Genomic DNA, 15,873 nt, shown 5'->3' on the forward strand with positions numbered 1-15,873 from the left:
AGGCATCCTTTAACGACCCGTCCAGTGAGGCGGAGAAGGAGGTCGCTGCATGGCCATGTCCGAGGACAGGTCCACAGCTTCACCCGAGTCGACACCCGACGTGTCCGCGCAGGCCCGCGAACTGTTGTCCGCCGCTGATGTCAGCCGGACCATCGCGCGCATCGCGCATCAGATCATCGAGAAGACCGCACTGGATGCCTCCGACGACCGCGCACCCCGCGTCGTCCTGCTCGGGATCCCGACCCGGGGCATCACACTGGCACACCGCCTCGCAGACCGTATCGAAGACTTCTCCGGTGTGCGTGTCCCCGTGGGATCACTCGACATCACCCTCTACCGCGACGACCTGCGCACCAAACCGCACCGTCCCCTCGAACGCACTTCTGTGCCCGAAGGCGGCGTCGACCACACTCTCGTCGTCCTCGTCGACGACGTGCTCTTCTCCGGACGTTCGGTGCGCGCTGCCCTCGATGCGTTACGCGACCTCGGTCGGCCCGACGCCGTGCAGCTGGCTGTCCTCGTCGACCGCGGACATCGTGAACTGCCGCTGCGCGCCGACTACGTCGGGAAGAACGTCCCGACCGCGCGCACCGAAGACGTCCGCGTGCTGCTCGACGAACAGGACGGCCGCGATGCCGTGGAAATCTCGGGAGGCAAGACCTCGTGAAGCACCTGCTTTCCATCGCGGACCTGACCCGGGACTCCGCGACCGAGCTTCTCGACGACGCCGAACGCTTCGAACAGGCACTGCTCGGCCGTGAGGTCCGCAAACTGCCTACGCTGCGGGGCCGCACCGTCATGACCGTGTTCTTCGAGAATTCCACCCGTACGCGCGTCTCCTTCGAGGTCGCCGGAAAATGGATGAGCGCGGACGTGATCAACGTGTCCGCATCGAGTTCGTCGGTGGCAAAGGGCGAGTCGCTGCGCGACACCGCCTTGACACTGCACGCTGCCGGCGCGGACGCCCTGATCGTCCGGCATCCCGCATCCGGTGCTGCGCACCGCATTGCGGAGTGGACCAACGAATCCGGATCGGGTCCGGCAGTGATCAATGCCGGTGACGGCACCCACGAACACCCCACCCAGGCGCTGCTCGACGCTCTGACGATCCGTCAGCGGCTCGGCTCGGTCGAGGGCCGCCGCGTCGCGATCGTCGGCGACGTCCTGCACAGCCGCGTCGCCCGATCGAATGCGCTGCTGTTGAGCATGCTCGGTGCGGAGGTCGTGCTCGTCGCCCCGCGCACGCTGCTGCCGGTCGGGGTCGAAACGTGGCCGGTGACCGTCGCGGACTCGCTCGACGCCGAACTGCCGGCACTCGACGCGGTCATGATGCTGCGCGTGCAGGCCGAACGCATGAACGGCGGGTTCTTTCCGTCCGCACGCGAGTACTCGATCCGCTACGGACTCAACGCCCGACGTGCCGCGATGCTGCCCGAGCACGCCGTGGTGCTGCACCCAGGCCCCATGCTGCGCGGCATGGAGATCGGATTCCCGGTCGCCGATGCACCGCAGACCGCCGTCCTCCAGCAGGTCACCAACGGTGTGCACGTTCGTATGGCGGTGCTCTTCCGGCTGCTCGTCGGCGCGGAAGGGGAGCTGTCATGACCCACCCTTCAGGAACAGGAGATACCCCGGTGACGCCGCAGGTGCTCATCCGCAACGTCCGGCTCTACGGCGAAGGGGATCCGGTCGACGTCCTGCTCGGCGACGAACAGATCCTCGAGATCGGCACCGCCGTCGCAGCGCCCGCCGGCGCGACCGTCCTCGACGGAACCGGACAGATCCTGCTGCCCGGGTTCGTGGATCTGCACACACACTTGCGTGAACCCGGTCGTGAGGACACCGAGACGATCGAGACGGGCTCGGCCGCAGCCGCGCTCGGCGGTTACACCGCTGTCTTCGCCATGGCCAATACCGACCCGGTCGCCGACTCGGTGGTCATCACCGACCACGTGTGGCGCCGCGGCCAGGAATGCGGCCTCGTCGACGTGCACCCGGTGGGGGCCGTGACCGTGGGGCTCGAGGGCAAGCAGCTCGCCGAGATGGGCACCATGGCCGCGGGCATCGGTCAGGTCAAGATGTTCTCCGACGACGGCAAATGCGTCTACGACCCCCTGATCATGCGGCGTGCGCTCGAATACTCGGGCTCGCTCGGAGTGCTCATCGCGCAGCACGCAGAAGAGCCGCGGCTGACGGTCGGTGCGGTCGCGCACGAAGGACCTACCGCCGCGCGACTCGGCCTGACAGGCTGGCCGCGCGCAGCCGAGGAATCGATCGTAGCGCGCGACGCGCTGCTCGCTCGCGACGCCGGGGCGCGCGTGCACATCTGCCACGCTTCCACAGCGGGCACAGTCGCGCTCGTCGAATGGGCTCGCGGGCAGGGTATCTCGATCAGCGCCGAGGTCACCCCACACCACCTGCTGCTCGACGACTCGAGGCTCGAGACCTACGACGCAGTGAACAAGGTCAACCCGCCGCTGCGTGAACGCTCCGATGTGGAAGCGCTCCGTCGCGGTCTGGCCGCAGGAATCATCGACTGTGTGGCCACCGATCATGCCCCGCACGCCGACCAGGACAAGTGCTGTGAGTTCTCCCAGGCCCGCCCGGGCATGCTGGGGCTGGAGACGGCCCTGTCGATCGTGATCGAGACGATGGTGCGCCCGGGCCTTCTCGACTGGCGCGGTGTCGCGAAGGTGATGAGCGAGCGACCCGCGCAGATCGTCGGTCTCGACGATCAGGGCCGGCCGCTCGAAGTCGGTGAACCTGCCACCGTGGTGCTCGTCGACCCTGACATCGAGTGGACCGTCAGCGGGCCCGATCTGGCGAGCATCTCGCACAACACTCCCTACGACGCGATGACGTTGCCGGGCAAGGTGACGGCCACTGTGCTGCGCGGGCGCATCACTGCCCGTGACGGTGCGGTGTTCCCGCGTCACGGCGGCGAAGGAGTGCTCTGATGGACCGCATTCTGCTGACTCTGGGTTTCGCTGCACTGTGGGTGGTGCTGGTCCTGCTCATGTGGAAGGGCTGGCGCGGTCGCGCCCGACGACAGGCCGACGTTGTCGGCGAGCTGCCTACGCTGCCCGACGATCTCGGCAGCGAACTGATCGCCCCGAGCACCGGTTTGTACGTCGGCAGCACTCTCGCCCCGAGTTGGCAGGACCGCATCGCGGTCGGTGACCTCGGGCACCGGGCAGAGTCGGAACTGAGCCGTTACACCGAAGGCATCCTGTTGCGGCGTAGCGGTGAGACGCCCATCTGGATTCCGCAGGACTCGATCCGCGCCATCCGAACCGAACGGGGACTGGCGGGGAAGGTGATGACCAAGGACGGCGTCCTGGTGATTCGCTGGGAGTTGCCCTCGGGCACCGAGATCGACACCGGATTCCGCGGCGATGACAAGTCGGTGTATCCGGCCTGGACCCGCGACGAGAACGAAAACTCATAGGACTGTGACGATCACAACGACGATGACGATCACGACAATCACGACACGCGAGAATTCAGCCCATGCGGCCGGCTCTGGTGAGGTCGAACAGAACGGAGACAACGCATGAGCGGCAGAACATTCGGCGGTGGCACCGCAGTGTTGGTTCTCGAGGACGGGCGAGTATTCCGCGGCGTCCCTTTCGGCGCCGTCGGCCAGACTCTCGGTGAGGCCGTTTTCAGCACCGGCATGACCGGATACCAGGAGACTCTGACCGACCCCAGCTATCACCGCCAGATCGTGGTGGCCACCGCGCCGCAGATCGGCAATACCGGCTGGAACCAGGAAGACAACGAGTCGGTCGGCCCGACCGGCGAGTCCGCCGAGTCGAAGATCTGGGTGGCGGGATTCGTGGTCCGCGACCCGTCCCGTCGCACGTCGAGCTGGCGTGCCACCGGCTCGCTCCAGGACGAGCTCGAGCGACAGAACGTCGTGGGACTCGCGGGGATCGACACCCGCGCGCTGGTGCGGCACCTACGCACTCGCGGTTCGATGCGTGCCGGCGTGTTCTCCGGCGACGCGCTCGTGTGGAAGGGCGACGACCTCGACATCGACACCCTTGTCGACCGCGTGAAGAGTCAGCCGTCGATGCTCGGCGCCGATCTCGCCGGGGAAGTGAGCACCACCAGCGGGTACGTCGTCGAACCCACCGACGGTGAACCGCGCTTCACTGTCGCGGCGATCGACCTCGGCATCAAGACCAACACGCCGCGCATGTTCGCGCAGCGCGGTATCCGAGTCCACGTGCTGCCGTCCACCGCGACGCTCCACGACATCCTCGACCTGAAGGCCGACGGCGTATTCCTGTCGAACGGGCCGGGTGACCCGGCCACCGCCGACGGGGCGGTTCACCTGACCAAGGAGGTGCTCGGGCAGGGGCTGCCGCTGTTCGGGATCTGCTTCGGCAATCAGATCCTCGGCCGCGCGCTGGGGCTGGGCACCTACAAGATGAAGTTCGGCCACCGCGGCATCAACATCCCGGTCGTCGAGCACGAGACCGGTCGCATCGCGATCACCGCACAGAATCACGGGTTCGCGCTCGAAGGAGAAGCCGGCCAAGAGTTCGACACCCCGTTCGGTCGTGCGGTGGTCAGCCACACGTGCGCCAACGATGGTGCCGTCGAGGGCGTCAAGCTCGCCGACGGTTCCGCGTTCTCCGTTCAGTACCACCCGGAAGCGGCTGCCGGACCCCATGACGCCGCCTACCTGTTCGACCGTTTCACCCGCATGCTCGAGGGAGAGAAGAACTGATGCCACGCCGTACCGATCTCTCCCACGTTCTGGTCATCGGCTCAGGTCCGATCGTCATCGGTCAGGCTTGTGAGTTCGACTACTCCGGCACACAGGCCTGCCGGGTGCTGCGCGAGGAAGGCCTGCGGGTCTCGCTCGTCAACTCGAACCCCGCGACGATCATGACCGACCCGGAATTCGCCGACTCGACCTACATCGAGCCGATCACCGCCGAATTCGTCGAGAAGGTCTTCGCGACCGAGGCGGCGAACGGCACCCCCATCGATGCGGTGCTCGCGACACTCGGCGGACAGACCGCGCTCAACACCGCTGTCGCGTTGTCCGAGCAAGGAATCCTCGACAAGTACGACGTCGAACTCATCGGTGCCGACTTCGACGCCATCCAGCGCGGCGAGGACCGGCAGAAATTCAAGGACATCGTCGCCAAGTGCGGCGGCGAATCTGCCCGTTCGGCAGTCTGTTACACGATGGACGAGGTACGTGCGACCGTCGCCGACCTCGGGTACCCCGTCGTGGTCCGGCCGTCGTTCACCATGGGCGGTCTCGGCTCCGGCATGGCCTACGACGAAGCCGACCTCGAACGTATCGCCGGCGGCGGTCTCGCTGCGTCACCGACCGCGAACGTCCTGATCGAGGAGTCGATCCTCGGATGGAAAGAATACGAACTCGAGTTGATGCGCGACGGGCGCGACAACGTCGTCATCGTCTGCTCGATCGAGAACGTCGACCCGGTCGGCGTGCACACCGGTGATTCGGTGACCGTCGCCCCCGCCATGACGCTGACCGACCGCGAGTACCAGGCGATGCGCGACCTGTCGATCGCGATCCTGCGCGAGGTCGGTGTCGATACCGGCGGCTGCAACATCCAGTTCGCGATGGACCCGCGGGACGGGCGCCTGGTCGTCATCGAGATGAACCCGCGCGTGTCACGTTCCTCGGCGCTCGCCTCGAAGGCGACCGGCTATCCGATTGCGAAGATGGCTGCCAAGCTCGCGATCGGCTACACGCTCGACGAGATCGTCAACGACATCACCAAGGAAACCCCGGCCTGCTTCGAGCCGACGCTCGACTACGTCGTGGTCAAGGCGCCGCGGTTCGCGTTCGAGAAGTTCCCGGGCGCCGACGGCACCCTCACCACCACGATGAAGTCGGTGGGAGAGGCCATGTCCATCGGCCGCAACTTCACCGAGGCGTTCGGCAAGGTATTGCGCTCGCTCGAAACCAAGCGCGCCGGGTTCTGGACCGGCCCCGAGGTGGAGGGCACCCTCGACGAGTTGCTCGAGGCGATCAAGACCCCCACCGACGGGCGGTTCTACCAGATCGCGCGGGCTCTCGACCTGGGTGCGACCGTCGAGCAGCTGTTCGATGCCACCGCAATCGATCCCTGGTTCCTTGATCAGTTCCAGCAGATCTCCGAGCTCGGTGAGCACGTGCGTTCGGCCGGCGAGTTCGGCGCGACCGAGCTGCGGTATGCGAAGCACCACGGGTTCTCCGACCGGCAGATCGCGGAGCTGCGTCCCACGCAGTTCCGGTCCGAGGACGACGTGCGGGCGCTGCGCGGAGAGCTCAGCATCCACCCCGTCTACAAGACCGTCGACACCTGTGCCGCGGAGTTCGAGGCGAAGACCCCGTACCACTACTCGACCTACGAGCTGGACCCCGCGGCCGAGACCGAAGTCGCCCCGCAGCCGGACAAGCCGAAGGTATTGATCCTCGGCTCCGGTCCGAACCGCATCGGCCAGGGCATCGAGTTCGACTACTCGTGTGTGCACGCGGCGATGACCCTGTCGGAGGCCGGATACGAGACCGTCATGGTCAACTGCAACCCGGAGACCGTCTCCACCGACTACGACACGGCCGATCGTCTGTACTTCGAGCCGCTCACCTTCGAAGACGTGCTCGAGGTGTACCGCGCCGAATGTGAATCCGGCACGGTCGAGGGCGTGATCGTGCAGCTCGGCGGCCAGACACCGCTGGGACTGGCGCGCCGACTGAAGGACGCGGGCGTCCCGATCGTCGGCACCAGTCCGGAGGCCATCGACCTCGCCGAGGACCGCGGCGAATTCGGTCGTGTGCTGGACGAGGCGGACTTGCCCGCCGCGAAGTACGGAACCGCCACCACGTTCGACGGCGCACGCGAGATCGCCGCCGGAATCGGTTACCCGGTGCTGGTGCGCCCGTCGTACGTCCTCGGCGGGCGCGGCATGGAGATCGTCTACGACGAGAAATCACTCGCCACCTACATCGAGAACGCCACCGAGATCTCCGACGATCGGCCCGTGCTGGTCGACCGGTTCCTCGACGACGCGATCGAGATCGACGTCGACGCCCTGTGCGACGGCACCGAGGTGTACATCGGCGGCATCATGGAGCACATCGAGGAGGCCGGAATCCACTCCGGCGACTCGGCGTGCGCGCTGCCTCCCATCACCCTCGGCCGTGCCGACATCGACAACGTTCGCCGCTCGACGGCAGCGCTCGCGAAGGGCATCGGTGTCAAGGGTCTGCTCAACGTGCAGTACGCCCTCAAGGACGATATCCTCTACGTCCTCGAGGCGAACCCCCGCGCGAGCCGCACGGTGCCGTTCGTGTCGAAGGCGACCGCGGTACAGCTGGCCAAGGCGTGTGCACGGGTGATGCTCGGTGAGACCATCGCTGAACTACGCGTATCGGGCATCCTGCCCGCAACCGGCGACGGCAGCGACACCCGGCTCGACACCCCGGTCGCGGTCAAGGAAGCGGTGCTGCCCTTCAATCGGTTCCGCCGGGCCGATGGCACCGGTGTCGATACCCTCCTCAGCCCCGAGATGAAGTCGACGGGTGAGGTGATGGGCATCGACGACGACTTCGGCACCGCGTTTGCCAAGAGCCAGGCCGGCGCATACGGTCCGCTGCCGACTTCCGGAGTGGTGTTCGTCTCGCTCGCCAACAAGGACAAGCGGTCGATGATCTTCCCGGTGAAGAGGCTTGCGGATCTCGGGTTCCATGTGATGGCTACCGTCGGTACGGCGGAGGTGTTGCGCCGCAACGGTATCCCGTGCGAGCAGGTGTACAAGGTGTCGGGCGAAGACCGCCCAGAGGGCGCGCTGGACATCGTCGACCGCATCAGGGCCGGTGACGTCGATATGGTGATCAACACTCCGTGGGGCAACTCCGGTCCGCGCGTCGACGGATATGAGATCCGCAGTGCGGCGGTCGCGGCCAACATTCCGTGTGTCACGACCGTGCAGGGTGCGTCCGCCGCGATCCAGGGCATCGAGGCGGCCCTGCGTGGGGACATCGGGGTCGCGTCGATCCAGCGTCTGCAGGCGCGGCTGCGCGACAGCGCTGCCCAGTGACCGAGCACGTAGCAGGCACGCCGTTCGGGAAGCGGCTCGCGTCGGCCATGGCCGAGCGTGGGCCGCTGTGCGTGGGCATCGATCCGCACCCGCGGTTGCTCACCGAATGGGACCTGACCGTCGATGTCTCAGGACTCGAGGCGTTCAGCGAACGGTGCGTCGAGGCGTTCGGCTCGGTTGCGCTGGTGAAGCCGCAGGTGGCGTTCTTCGAGGCCTTCGGGTCGGCGGGGATCGCTGTGCTCGAACGCACCCTCGAGGCATTGCGGATTTCGGGCACCCTGGTGCTCGCCGACGCCAAACGCGGCGACATCGGCTCGACCATGGACGCGTACGCACGCACCTGGCTCTCCGACCCCTCCGAGCTGCGCTCCGACGCTGTGACCGTATCGCCCTACCTGGGCTTCGGAGCGCTTGCTCCGGCCCTGGAGCTGGCTGCACAGACCCAGCGCGGGGTATTCGTGCTCGCCGCCACCTCCAACCCGGAGGGCGCCCAGGTGCAACGCGCCAGGGTGGAAGACGGCCGGACCGTCGCGCAGGTGATGGTCGACGAGGCGGCCGCCCGCAACGCAGGCGCCGACACCCTCGGCTCGGTGGGTGTGGTGGTCGGAGCGACCCTGACCGATGCTCCGGACCTGAGTGCACTGCACGGACCGATTCTGATGCCCGGAGTCGGCGCGCAGGGAGGGACCGCCGACGACGTGCGTCGTCTCGCCGGTGACGCGCTCGGGTGGGTGGTGCCGAACGTCTCACGTGACGTGTTGCGAGCGGGACCGTCTGTCGCGGCATTGCGTGACGCGGTGGCACGCACCGTCGACGGGTTCGCGTTCCTCCGAGCCTGAGCGCCGGGCCGGCCGACGGGCCGAACATGCACGGTGCACGCCTTTTCGCAGCTCTGTGCCCTGCGCGACACGCGCAGGGCACAGATTTTTTTCGTCCGGCGCTTCGAAGGACCCGCGCTCGATTCGCGGCGGCCGGGTGCGCGTGCTGCCGGGGCCAGGCGAACGCCGTGGCATGTGCCTCTCACCTGCGGTTCTTCGTCGACAGGGGAGGGGACGGCCGTTCTGGGGGCGCGGCGACCTGCGCGTTCCGCGCCGCGGGATCCGCGTGCATTACCGCACGGATTTTCGAGTGGAACGGCGGGGGTCGGGTTCGCAATCGTCGGCGCGCGTGAGTACGGTCGCTATCGCCGCTGGTTACAGCGGTCGAAGACTGTTTTCCAACGATGAGACGGAGGAACCGTGGCCCTTCCCCAGCTGACTGACGAGCAGCGCGCCGCTGCTCTGGAGAAGGCGGCTGCTGCCCGTCGTGCCCGGGCAGAGCTCAAGGAGCGCCTGAAGCGTGGCGGCACCGACCTCAAGCAGGTGCTCGCTGATGCCGAGAACGACGAGATCCTCGGCAAGATGAAGGTGTCTGCCCTGCTCGAGGCACTGCCGAAGGTCGGCAAGGTCAAGGCGCAGGAGATCATGACCGAACTGGAGATCGCTCCGACCCGCCGTCTGCGCGGACTCGGCGATCGCCAGCGCAAGGCACTGCTTGCCAGGTTCGATTTCGAAGCCTGAGCACCGTGGTGGCTGACGCACAACCTGTGTCGGACAGCGCACCCGAGACGCGAAGGGGTCGGCTGGTCGTTCTGGCCGGCCCCTCCGCCGTCGGGAAGTCGACTGTCGTGCGCGTCCTGCGCACCCTTGTACCGGATCTGCTGTTCAGCGTGTCGGCGACGACCCGCGACCCGCGACCCGGCGAAGTCGAGGGACACGACTACTACTTCGTCACCAGGGATGCCTTCGATCGCATGATCGGCAACGGTGAGTTGCTCGAATGGGCGGACATCCATGGTGGCCTGCAACGATCAGGAACGCCTGCCGGGCCGGTGGAGGAAGCGCTGGCCGCCGGCCGGCCCGTACTCGTCGAGGTCGATCTCGCCGGTGCCCGCGCTGTGCGCGCTGCGATGCCCGAGGCCACACTCGCTTTCCTTGCACCACCCAGCTGGGAGGTGCTCGTCGAGCGGCTGACCGGTCGCGGCACGGAATCCGAGGATGTGGTGGCCCGCAGACTCGAGACCGCGCGCACCGAACTCGCGGCGAAAGACGAGTTCGACACTGTGATCGTCAACGATGATGTCGACCGCGCTTGCGCGGAGTTGGTATCCTTGTTGGTTGGATCCCGCGCCACCTAGCCGACGTTCCCGACCGACCCCTCGGTCGACTGCGGTTCGGGGCGCGTGCGCCACAGTTTTCATTCCCGCCAATACTCAGGAGAACACCGAGTGAGCAGCATTCAGGCAGCCGCGACCGACATGGCGGGCGACGCCCTCCCGGTCTACGACACCCCGCTGGGTATCACCAACCCGCCGATCGACGAGCTGCTCGAGCGTGCGTCCTCGAAGTACGCGCTGGTGATCTACGCGGCCAAGCGTGCCCGCCAGATCAACGACTACTACAACCAGCTCGGCGACGGCATCCTCGAGTACGTCGGCCCCCTTGTCGAGCCGGGCCTGCAGGAGAAGCCGCTGTCGATCGCGATGCGCGAGATCCACTCGGATCTGCTCGAACACACCGAAGGCGAGTGAACGCTCCGGCTGTCGACGGCGCCCCGGACTCCGGGCGCCGTCGCGTCGTCGTCGGGGTGGCCGGTGGTATCGCCGCCTACAAGTCCTGCGCGCTGATCCGCGCCCTCACCGAGTCCGGGCACCAGGTTCGTGTCGTGCCGACCGAATCCGCTCTGGAGTTCGTCGGGCGTGCCACCTTCGAAGCACTCTCCGGGAACCCCGTGCACACGGGCGTGTTCACCGATGTGCCGCAGGTACCGCACGTGCGACTCGGTCAGGAAGCCGATCTCGTCGTGATCGCCCCCGCGACCGCCGACCTGATGGCGCGTGCCGCTACCGGACGCGCCGACGATCTGCTGAGCGCGACACTGCTCACCGCGCGTTGCCCGGTGATGTTCGTGCCCGCGATGCACACCGAGATGTGGGAACACCCTGCCACGGTCGAGAACGTCGCCACCTTGCGCCGACACGGCAGCATCGTCGTCGAGCCCGCGTCGGGACGACTGACCGGCAAGGACACCGGAGCCGGGCGCCTGCCTGAACCGGATGAGATCTTCGCGCTCGCCTCGTTGCTCCTCGAACGCGCGGATGCCCTGCCCCGCGACCTCGCAGGTCGCCGCCTGGTGATCTCGGCCGGCGGTACCCGTGAACCACTCGATCCGGTGCGTTTCCTCGGAAACCGCAGCTCCGGTAAGCAGGGCTACGCGCTCGCGCGCCTCGCCGCGCAGCGCGGCGCCGAGGTCACCCTCGTCGCCGGGGCGGTCGCCGGACTCGACGATCCGGCCGCAGTGAACGTGGTGAAAGTCCAGACCGCCCAGCAGATGGGCGAGGCCGTCACCAAACACGCCGTCGGTGCCGACGCCGTCATCATGTCGGCCGCAGTCGCCGATTTCCGGCCCGCGACCTTCGCCAGTAGCAAGATCAAGAAAGGTGCGGGGGAGCCGGACTCGATCGCACTGACCAAGAACGACGACATCCTCGCCGGTCTGGTGCAGTCCCGCAACGACGGCAACCTGTCGGCCGAGACGGTCATCGTCGGGTTCGCTGCCGAGACCGGCGACGAACAGGGCGATGTGCTCACCTATGCGCGCGCGAAGCTCGCCCGCAAGGGATGCGACCTGCTCGTGGTCAATGCGGTCGGCGACGGTAAAGCGTTCGAAGTCGATCACAACGACGGGTGGCTGCTCGCGGCAGACGGCTCGGAGACCGCGCTCGCGCACGGCTCGAAGGCACTCATGGCCAGTCGCGTCCTCGACGCCTTGCGTCCGCTGCTTCCCCGGCCGAGTTGATCGCGACCCACCCGGCAATTTGCTCGAGTGATTTTCAGCACTCGCGCCGACGCTCCGGGAGCAGTAGCGTCGGCACGTGGTCGGATGTGTTCCGATCGGCAGCATTCGTGTTCCACCAGGTACGGTTCAGCGCTACATCCAACAGGCGAGAGGGAGTTCTGTGAGCAAGACCGGCGGTCGTCTTTTCACCAGTGAGTCCGTGACAGAAGGACACCCGGACAAGATCTGTGACGCGATCAGCGACTCCGTCCTCGACGCGCTGCTCACTGCGGATCCCCGCTCGCGGGTAGCGGTGGAAACCCTCGTCACCACCGGGCAGGTCCATGTCGTCGGCGAAGTCACCACCTCTGCCTACGCAGACATCCCCAAAATTGTGCGTGACCGTGTCCTCGAGATCGGATACGACTCGTCGTCCAAGGGCTTCGACGGAAACTCGTGTGGCGTCAATATCGCGATCGGCGCGCAGTCCCCGGAGATCGCGGGTGGCGTCGACGTCTCCCACGAAGCACGCACCGGCACGCTGACCGACGACGAGGTGGCCCTCCAGGGAGCCGGCGATCAAGGCCTGATGTTCGGCTACGCCTGCTCCGACACCCCGGAACTGATGCCCCTTCCGATCTCCCTGTCGCATCGGCTGGCTCGTCGGCTCACCGAGGTCCGGAAGACCGGTGTACTCCCGTACCTGCGGCCGGACGGCAAAACCCAGGTCACCATCGAGTACGACGGCGACATCCCCGTTCGTCTCGACACCATCGTCATCTCCACGCAGCACGCCGCGGACATCGATCTGAACAACCTGCTCGCCCCCGACCTGCGTACCCATGTCGTCGATGCCGTGCTGGCCGACCCCAACCTCGCGCAGCTCGACACCTCCGACATCCGGCTGCTGGTCAACCCGTCCGGATCGTTCGTGCTCGGTGGCCCCATGGGCGATGCGGGGCTCACCGGCCGCAAGATCATCGTCGACACCTACGGCGGCATGGCACGCCACGGCGGCGGTGCGTTCTCCGGCAAGGACCCGTCCAAGGTGGACCGTTCGGCCGCCTATGCCATGCGCTGGGTCGCGAAGAACGCCGTCGCCGCCGGCCTGGCCGACCGCATCGAGGTGCAGGTCGCTTACGCCATCGGCAAGGCCGCGCCCGTCGGGCTGTTCGTGGAGACCTTCGGCACCGAGAAGACCGATCCCGCGCAGATCCAGCAGGCCATCGGCGAGGTGTTCGATCTGCGCCCCGGCGCGATCATCCGCGACCTCGACCTGCTGCGTCCGATCTACGCGCAGACCGCCGCGTACGGCCACTTCGGTCGCACCGACATCTCCCTGCCCTGGGAGAGCACCGACCGCGCCGAGAAACTCCGCGCGGCCGCCGGTCTGTAACCCCGGGATCGGACAGCGGTGGCCGAACCACGACACGCCGCCGAAGTCGACCCGGTCGCGCGGATACTTCCACTGCTTCCGTTGCCGCACCTCGACCGCGAATTCGACTACCTGATCCCGCACGAACTCGACGCGGACGCCCGACCGGGCGTCCGCGTCCGCGTGCGGTTTGCCGGGCGGCTCGTCGACGGATTCCTGCTGTCCCGCGTCGCTACGAGTGATCATCCAGGAAAGCTGGGCTGGCTCGATCGCGTGGTGTCCGGGGAAGTGGTCCTCACCGAGGAGATCGTCGGACTCGCCGACGAGGTCGCGACTCGCTACGCCGGGACCCGCGCAGACGTCTTGCGACTCGCGGTCCCGCCGAGACACGCCCGCGTCGAAGCCGAAACCCCCCGCGTCACCGCGGTGCCTCCGGTGCCCGAGATCGATCACGCGGCGTGGGCCCGCTACCGACATGGCGCCAACTTTCTCGAAGCGCTCGGCGCCGGTCGTGCCGTTCGTGCCGCGTGGCAGGTACTTCCCGGCGACGACTGGCCGCGACGACTCGCCGAGCTAGCGGCACTCGTCGCGGCCGGTGACCGCGCGGCGGTGCTCGTCGTCCCCGATCAGCGGGACCTCGACCGGGTCCTGTCCGCGTGCGTCGAAGTGGCCGGGGCCGAACACGTCGTGGGTCTCGCGGCCGGTCTCGGTCCCGCGCAGCGGTATCGACGCTGGCTGGCTGCATTGCGCGGCTCGGCCCGCATCGTGGTCGGTACTCGCGCCGCCGTGTTCGCCCCCACATCGCGGCTCGGACTGCTCGTCATCTGGGACGACGGCGACGACCTACACTGCGAACCACGCTCGCCCTACCCACACACCCGGGAGGTCGCGGCGCTTCGCGCCCACGCGACGGGCGCGTCGGTGGTGATCGCCGGGCATGCTCGCACCGCTGAGACCCAGGCGCTCGTCGAGGCAGGATGGGCACACGATCTCGTCCCGTCCCGCGACGTGTTGCGTGCGTGGGCACCGAAGGTCACCGCGCTCGCCGATAGCGATCAGGCATTGGCTCGTGATCCTGCGGCCCGGGCAGCGCGGCTCCCCGCGATTGCCTTCGCAGCAGCCCGCTCCGCGCTCGGTGCGGGGCACGGTGTGCTGGTGCAGGTACCGCGTCGCGGCTATGTCCCCGCTCTGGCGTGCGGAAAGTGCCGAGCACCCGCTCGGTGCCGCCGCTGCAACGGGCCCTTGGCGCTGCCGTCGGCCGGTGGATCCGACGGGGCGGCGGTGCCGGCCTGTCGCTGGTGCGGTGTTGTCGACGCCACTCATCGGTGCCATGCGTGCGGTGCCCGGTCGTTGCGTGCGGTCGTGGTAGGAGCAGGACGCACCGCCGAGGAGTTGGGTCGCGCGTTTCCCGGTGTACCGGTGGTGACCTCGGGTGGAGCAGACGTGAAGGCCGTTGCTCCGGAAGGAGCGGCACTCGTGGTGTCCACCGTCGGTGCGGAACCGGTTGCGCCCGGGGGATACGGTGCCGCGCTTCTGCTGGATGGGTGGGCGTTGCTCGGGCGTGCCGACCTGAGAGCCGCGGAAGAGACGATGCGCAGGTGGCTCACTGCGTCGGCGCTGGTGCGCTCGTCTGCGGACGGCGGTCAGGTGGTCGTGGTTGCCGATTCCGGGATCCCCACCGTGCAGGCGCTCGTGCGCTGGGACCCGGTGGGGCACGCCCGGACCGAGGTCGAGGAGCGCGCCGAGGTGGGATTCCCGCCGGCTGTGCACATGGCGGCTGTCGACGGGGGGTCGTCGGCGGTTGCCGAGCTGATCGCGGCCACACATCTCCCCGAAGGTGCGGAAGTGCTCGGTCCGGTGCCGCTGCCGCCCGGTCAGCGATTGCCCTTCAGTGCCGACGCTCCGGAGCCCGACGAGGTGCACCGCATGCTCATCAGAGTTGCACGCACCCGCGGGCGGGAGCTCGGTCTGGCGCTGCGTCAAGCGCAGGCGACGCGTACCGCGCGCCGTGCGAACGGGCCGCTGCGCGTGCAGATGGACCCGCCGAAGATCGGCTAGCCGGAGAAGGTCAGCGCTCCTGCGGATCGGCCTGTAGAGCGGGGAGCATCAGTGCGGTCAGTGGCGCGATGTCGTCGGGGATGATCTCGAGACCGAGGTCGAGCCAACGGACCTCGTCGATCTCGGCAGCCGGGCCGCCTATCGGCACCGTCGGATGCTCGAAGACCGTGGCTTCGACTTCGAAGCCGGCTTCGTTGGCCGCTGCAGCCCGGAACACCCCGAGTGGACGCAGCGCGGCCGGATCCAAGCGCACCCCCAGTTCCTCTTCCAATTCACGGATGAGTGTCTCGGCGGCGGTCTCGCCCGGTTCGGGTTTGCCGCCGGGAAACATGAAGCTGGTGGTTCCGCGCTTGCGGACGGTCAGCACCGACGATCCCGCTGCGTTCCTCAACACCACTGCACTGACGGTGATCACTCCGGTTGTTGCCACCCCGACATGCTAGCCGCGACTCACGGGAGACCTACCCTTCGCACTGTATTGCCTCCTACCGGCACGACAAGCGAGCTGTTACAGGTCACAATTATGTGGGGTTGGTCCAGAGGAAAGG

At 67.5% G+C, this 15,873-nt stretch carries 14 protein-coding genes; 13 read left to right on the forward strand and 1 reads right to left on the reverse strand.

The genetic code is table 11. From position 1 onward, the window contains the following. Positions 1–49 precede the first annotated feature (49 nt). The 13 genes from pyrR (at position 50) to ACTDXD_RS23385 (ending at position 15,325) form a co-directional block, all read left to right on the forward strand. Positions 50–667 carry a bifunctional pyr operon transcriptional regulator/uracil phosphoribosyltransferase PyrR gene (pyrR, locus tag ACTDXD_RS23325; RefSeq protein ID WP_440124557.1) on the forward strand — a complete coding sequence of 206 codons (618 nt, stop codon included), beginning with the start codon at positions 50–52 and terminating at the stop codon, positions 665–667. Further along, entirely contained in the window at positions 664–1,605 is a 942-nt protein-coding gene (locus ACTDXD_RS23330; protein ID WP_440124558.1) for an aspartate carbamoyltransferase catalytic subunit, read from the forward strand. Before pyrR ends, ACTDXD_RS23330 begins: the two co-directional genes overlap by 4 nt. Further along, entirely contained in the window at positions 1,602–2,957 is a 1,356-nt protein-coding gene (locus ACTDXD_RS23335) for a dihydroorotase (protein WP_440124559.1), read from the forward strand. The genes ACTDXD_RS23330 and ACTDXD_RS23335 overlap by 4 nt, the downstream gene beginning before the upstream one ends. After that, a complete protein-coding gene (locus ACTDXD_RS23340; RefSeq protein ID WP_440124560.1) occupies positions 2,957–3,448 on the forward strand; it encodes a PH-like domain-containing protein in 492 nt (163 codons plus the stop codon). Before ACTDXD_RS23335 ends, ACTDXD_RS23340 begins: the two co-directional genes overlap by 1 nt. Before the next feature lie 105 nt (positions 3,449–3,553). Next, positions 3,554–4,738, forward strand: coding sequence for a glutamine-hydrolyzing carbamoyl-phosphate synthase small subunit (carA, locus tag ACTDXD_RS23345; RefSeq protein WP_440124561.1), 1,185 nt, complete (start codon positions 3,554–3,556; stop codon positions 4,736–4,738). Further along, the gene (gene carB, locus ACTDXD_RS23350) at positions 4,738–8,076 is read left to right on the forward strand and encodes a carbamoyl-phosphate synthase large subunit (RefSeq protein WP_440124562.1); all 3,339 of its coding nucleotides are present in this window, start codon (positions 4,738–4,740) and stop codon (positions 8,074–8,076) included. Before carA ends, carB begins: the two co-directional genes overlap by 1 nt. Continuing rightward, positions 8,073–8,915 carry an orotidine-5'-phosphate decarboxylase gene (gene pyrF, locus ACTDXD_RS23355; RefSeq protein WP_440124563.1) on the forward strand — a complete coding sequence of 281 codons (843 nt, stop codon included), beginning with the start codon at positions 8,073–8,075 and terminating at the stop codon, positions 8,913–8,915. The genes carB and pyrF overlap by 4 nt, the downstream gene beginning before the upstream one ends. A 399-nt stretch (positions 8,916–9,314) precedes the next feature. Then, positions 9,315–9,635, forward strand: coding sequence for an integration host factor, actinobacterial type (mihF, locus tag ACTDXD_RS23360; RefSeq protein WP_054720859.1), 321 nt, complete (start codon positions 9,315–9,317; stop codon positions 9,633–9,635). Positions 9,636–9,640: 5 nt separating this feature from the next. Beyond that, entirely contained in the window at positions 9,641–10,252 is a 612-nt protein-coding gene (gmk, locus tag ACTDXD_RS23365) for a guanylate kinase (protein WP_440124564.1), read from the forward strand. Between the two features lie 120 nt (positions 10,253–10,372). Further along, positions 10,373–10,645: a DNA-directed RNA polymerase subunit omega gene (rpoZ, locus tag ACTDXD_RS23370; RefSeq protein WP_206040507.1), complete on the forward strand. Its 273-nt coding sequence runs from the start codon at positions 10,373–10,375 to the stop codon at positions 10,643–10,645. Further along, positions 10,642–11,913: a bifunctional phosphopantothenoylcysteine decarboxylase/phosphopantothenate--cysteine ligase CoaBC gene (coaBC, locus tag ACTDXD_RS23375; RefSeq protein ID WP_440124565.1), complete on the forward strand. Its 1,272-nt coding sequence runs from the start codon at positions 10,642–10,644 to the stop codon at positions 11,911–11,913. The genes rpoZ and coaBC overlap by 4 nt, the downstream gene beginning before the upstream one ends. Before the next feature lie 160 nt (positions 11,914–12,073). Continuing rightward, complete coding sequence (metK, locus tag ACTDXD_RS23380; protein WP_169690594.1) at positions 12,074–13,288, forward strand: methionine adenosyltransferase; 1,215 nt, start codon at positions 12,074–12,076, stop codon at positions 13,286–13,288. Positions 13,289–13,306: 18 nt separating this feature from the next. Beyond that, positions 13,307–15,325, forward strand: a complete 2,019-nt coding sequence (locus ACTDXD_RS23385) for a primosomal protein N' (RefSeq protein ID WP_440124566.1) — start codon at positions 13,307–13,309, stop codon at positions 15,323–15,325. A gap of 10 nt (positions 15,326–15,335) precedes the next feature. On the opposite strand, the gene ACTDXD_RS23390 is transcribed toward ACTDXD_RS23385, so the two are convergent. After that, the gene (locus tag ACTDXD_RS23390; protein ID WP_440124567.1) at positions 15,336–15,755 is read right to left on the reverse strand and encodes an NUDIX hydrolase; all 420 of its coding nucleotides are present in this window, start codon (positions 15,753–15,755) and stop codon (positions 15,336–15,338) included. Between the last annotated feature and the right edge of the window lie 118 nt (positions 15,756–15,873).

The sequence above is a fragment of the Rhodococcus sp. SJ-3 genome, from assembly GCF_051918125.1.
GTDB lineage: Bacteria > Actinomycetota > Actinomycetes > Mycobacteriales > Mycobacteriaceae > Rhodococcus.

Excerpts from the sequence above, each read along its gene's own strand:
- carA (WP_440124561.1), top strand. The coding sequence starts at position 3,554 with ATGAGCGGCAGAACATTCGGCGGTGGCACCGCAGTGTTGGTTCTCGAG.
- ACTDXD_RS23340 (WP_440124560.1), top strand. The coding sequence starts at position 2,957 with ATGGACCGCATTCTGCTGACTCTGGGTTTCGCTGCACTGTGGGTGGTG.
- pyrR (WP_440124557.1), top strand. The coding sequence starts at position 50 with ATGGCCATGTCCGAGGACAGGTCCACAGCTTCACCCGAGTCGACACCC.
- carB (WP_440124562.1), top strand. The coding sequence starts at position 4,738 with ATGCCACGCCGTACCGATCTCTCCCACGTTCTGGTCATCGGCTCAGGT.
- ACTDXD_RS23335 (WP_440124559.1), top strand. The coding sequence starts at position 1,602 with ATGACCCACCCTTCAGGAACAGGAGATACCCCGGTGACGCCGCAGGTG.
- rpoZ (WP_206040507.1), top strand. The coding sequence starts at position 10,373 with ATGGCGGGCGACGCCCTCCCGGTCTACGACACCCCGCTGGGTATCACC.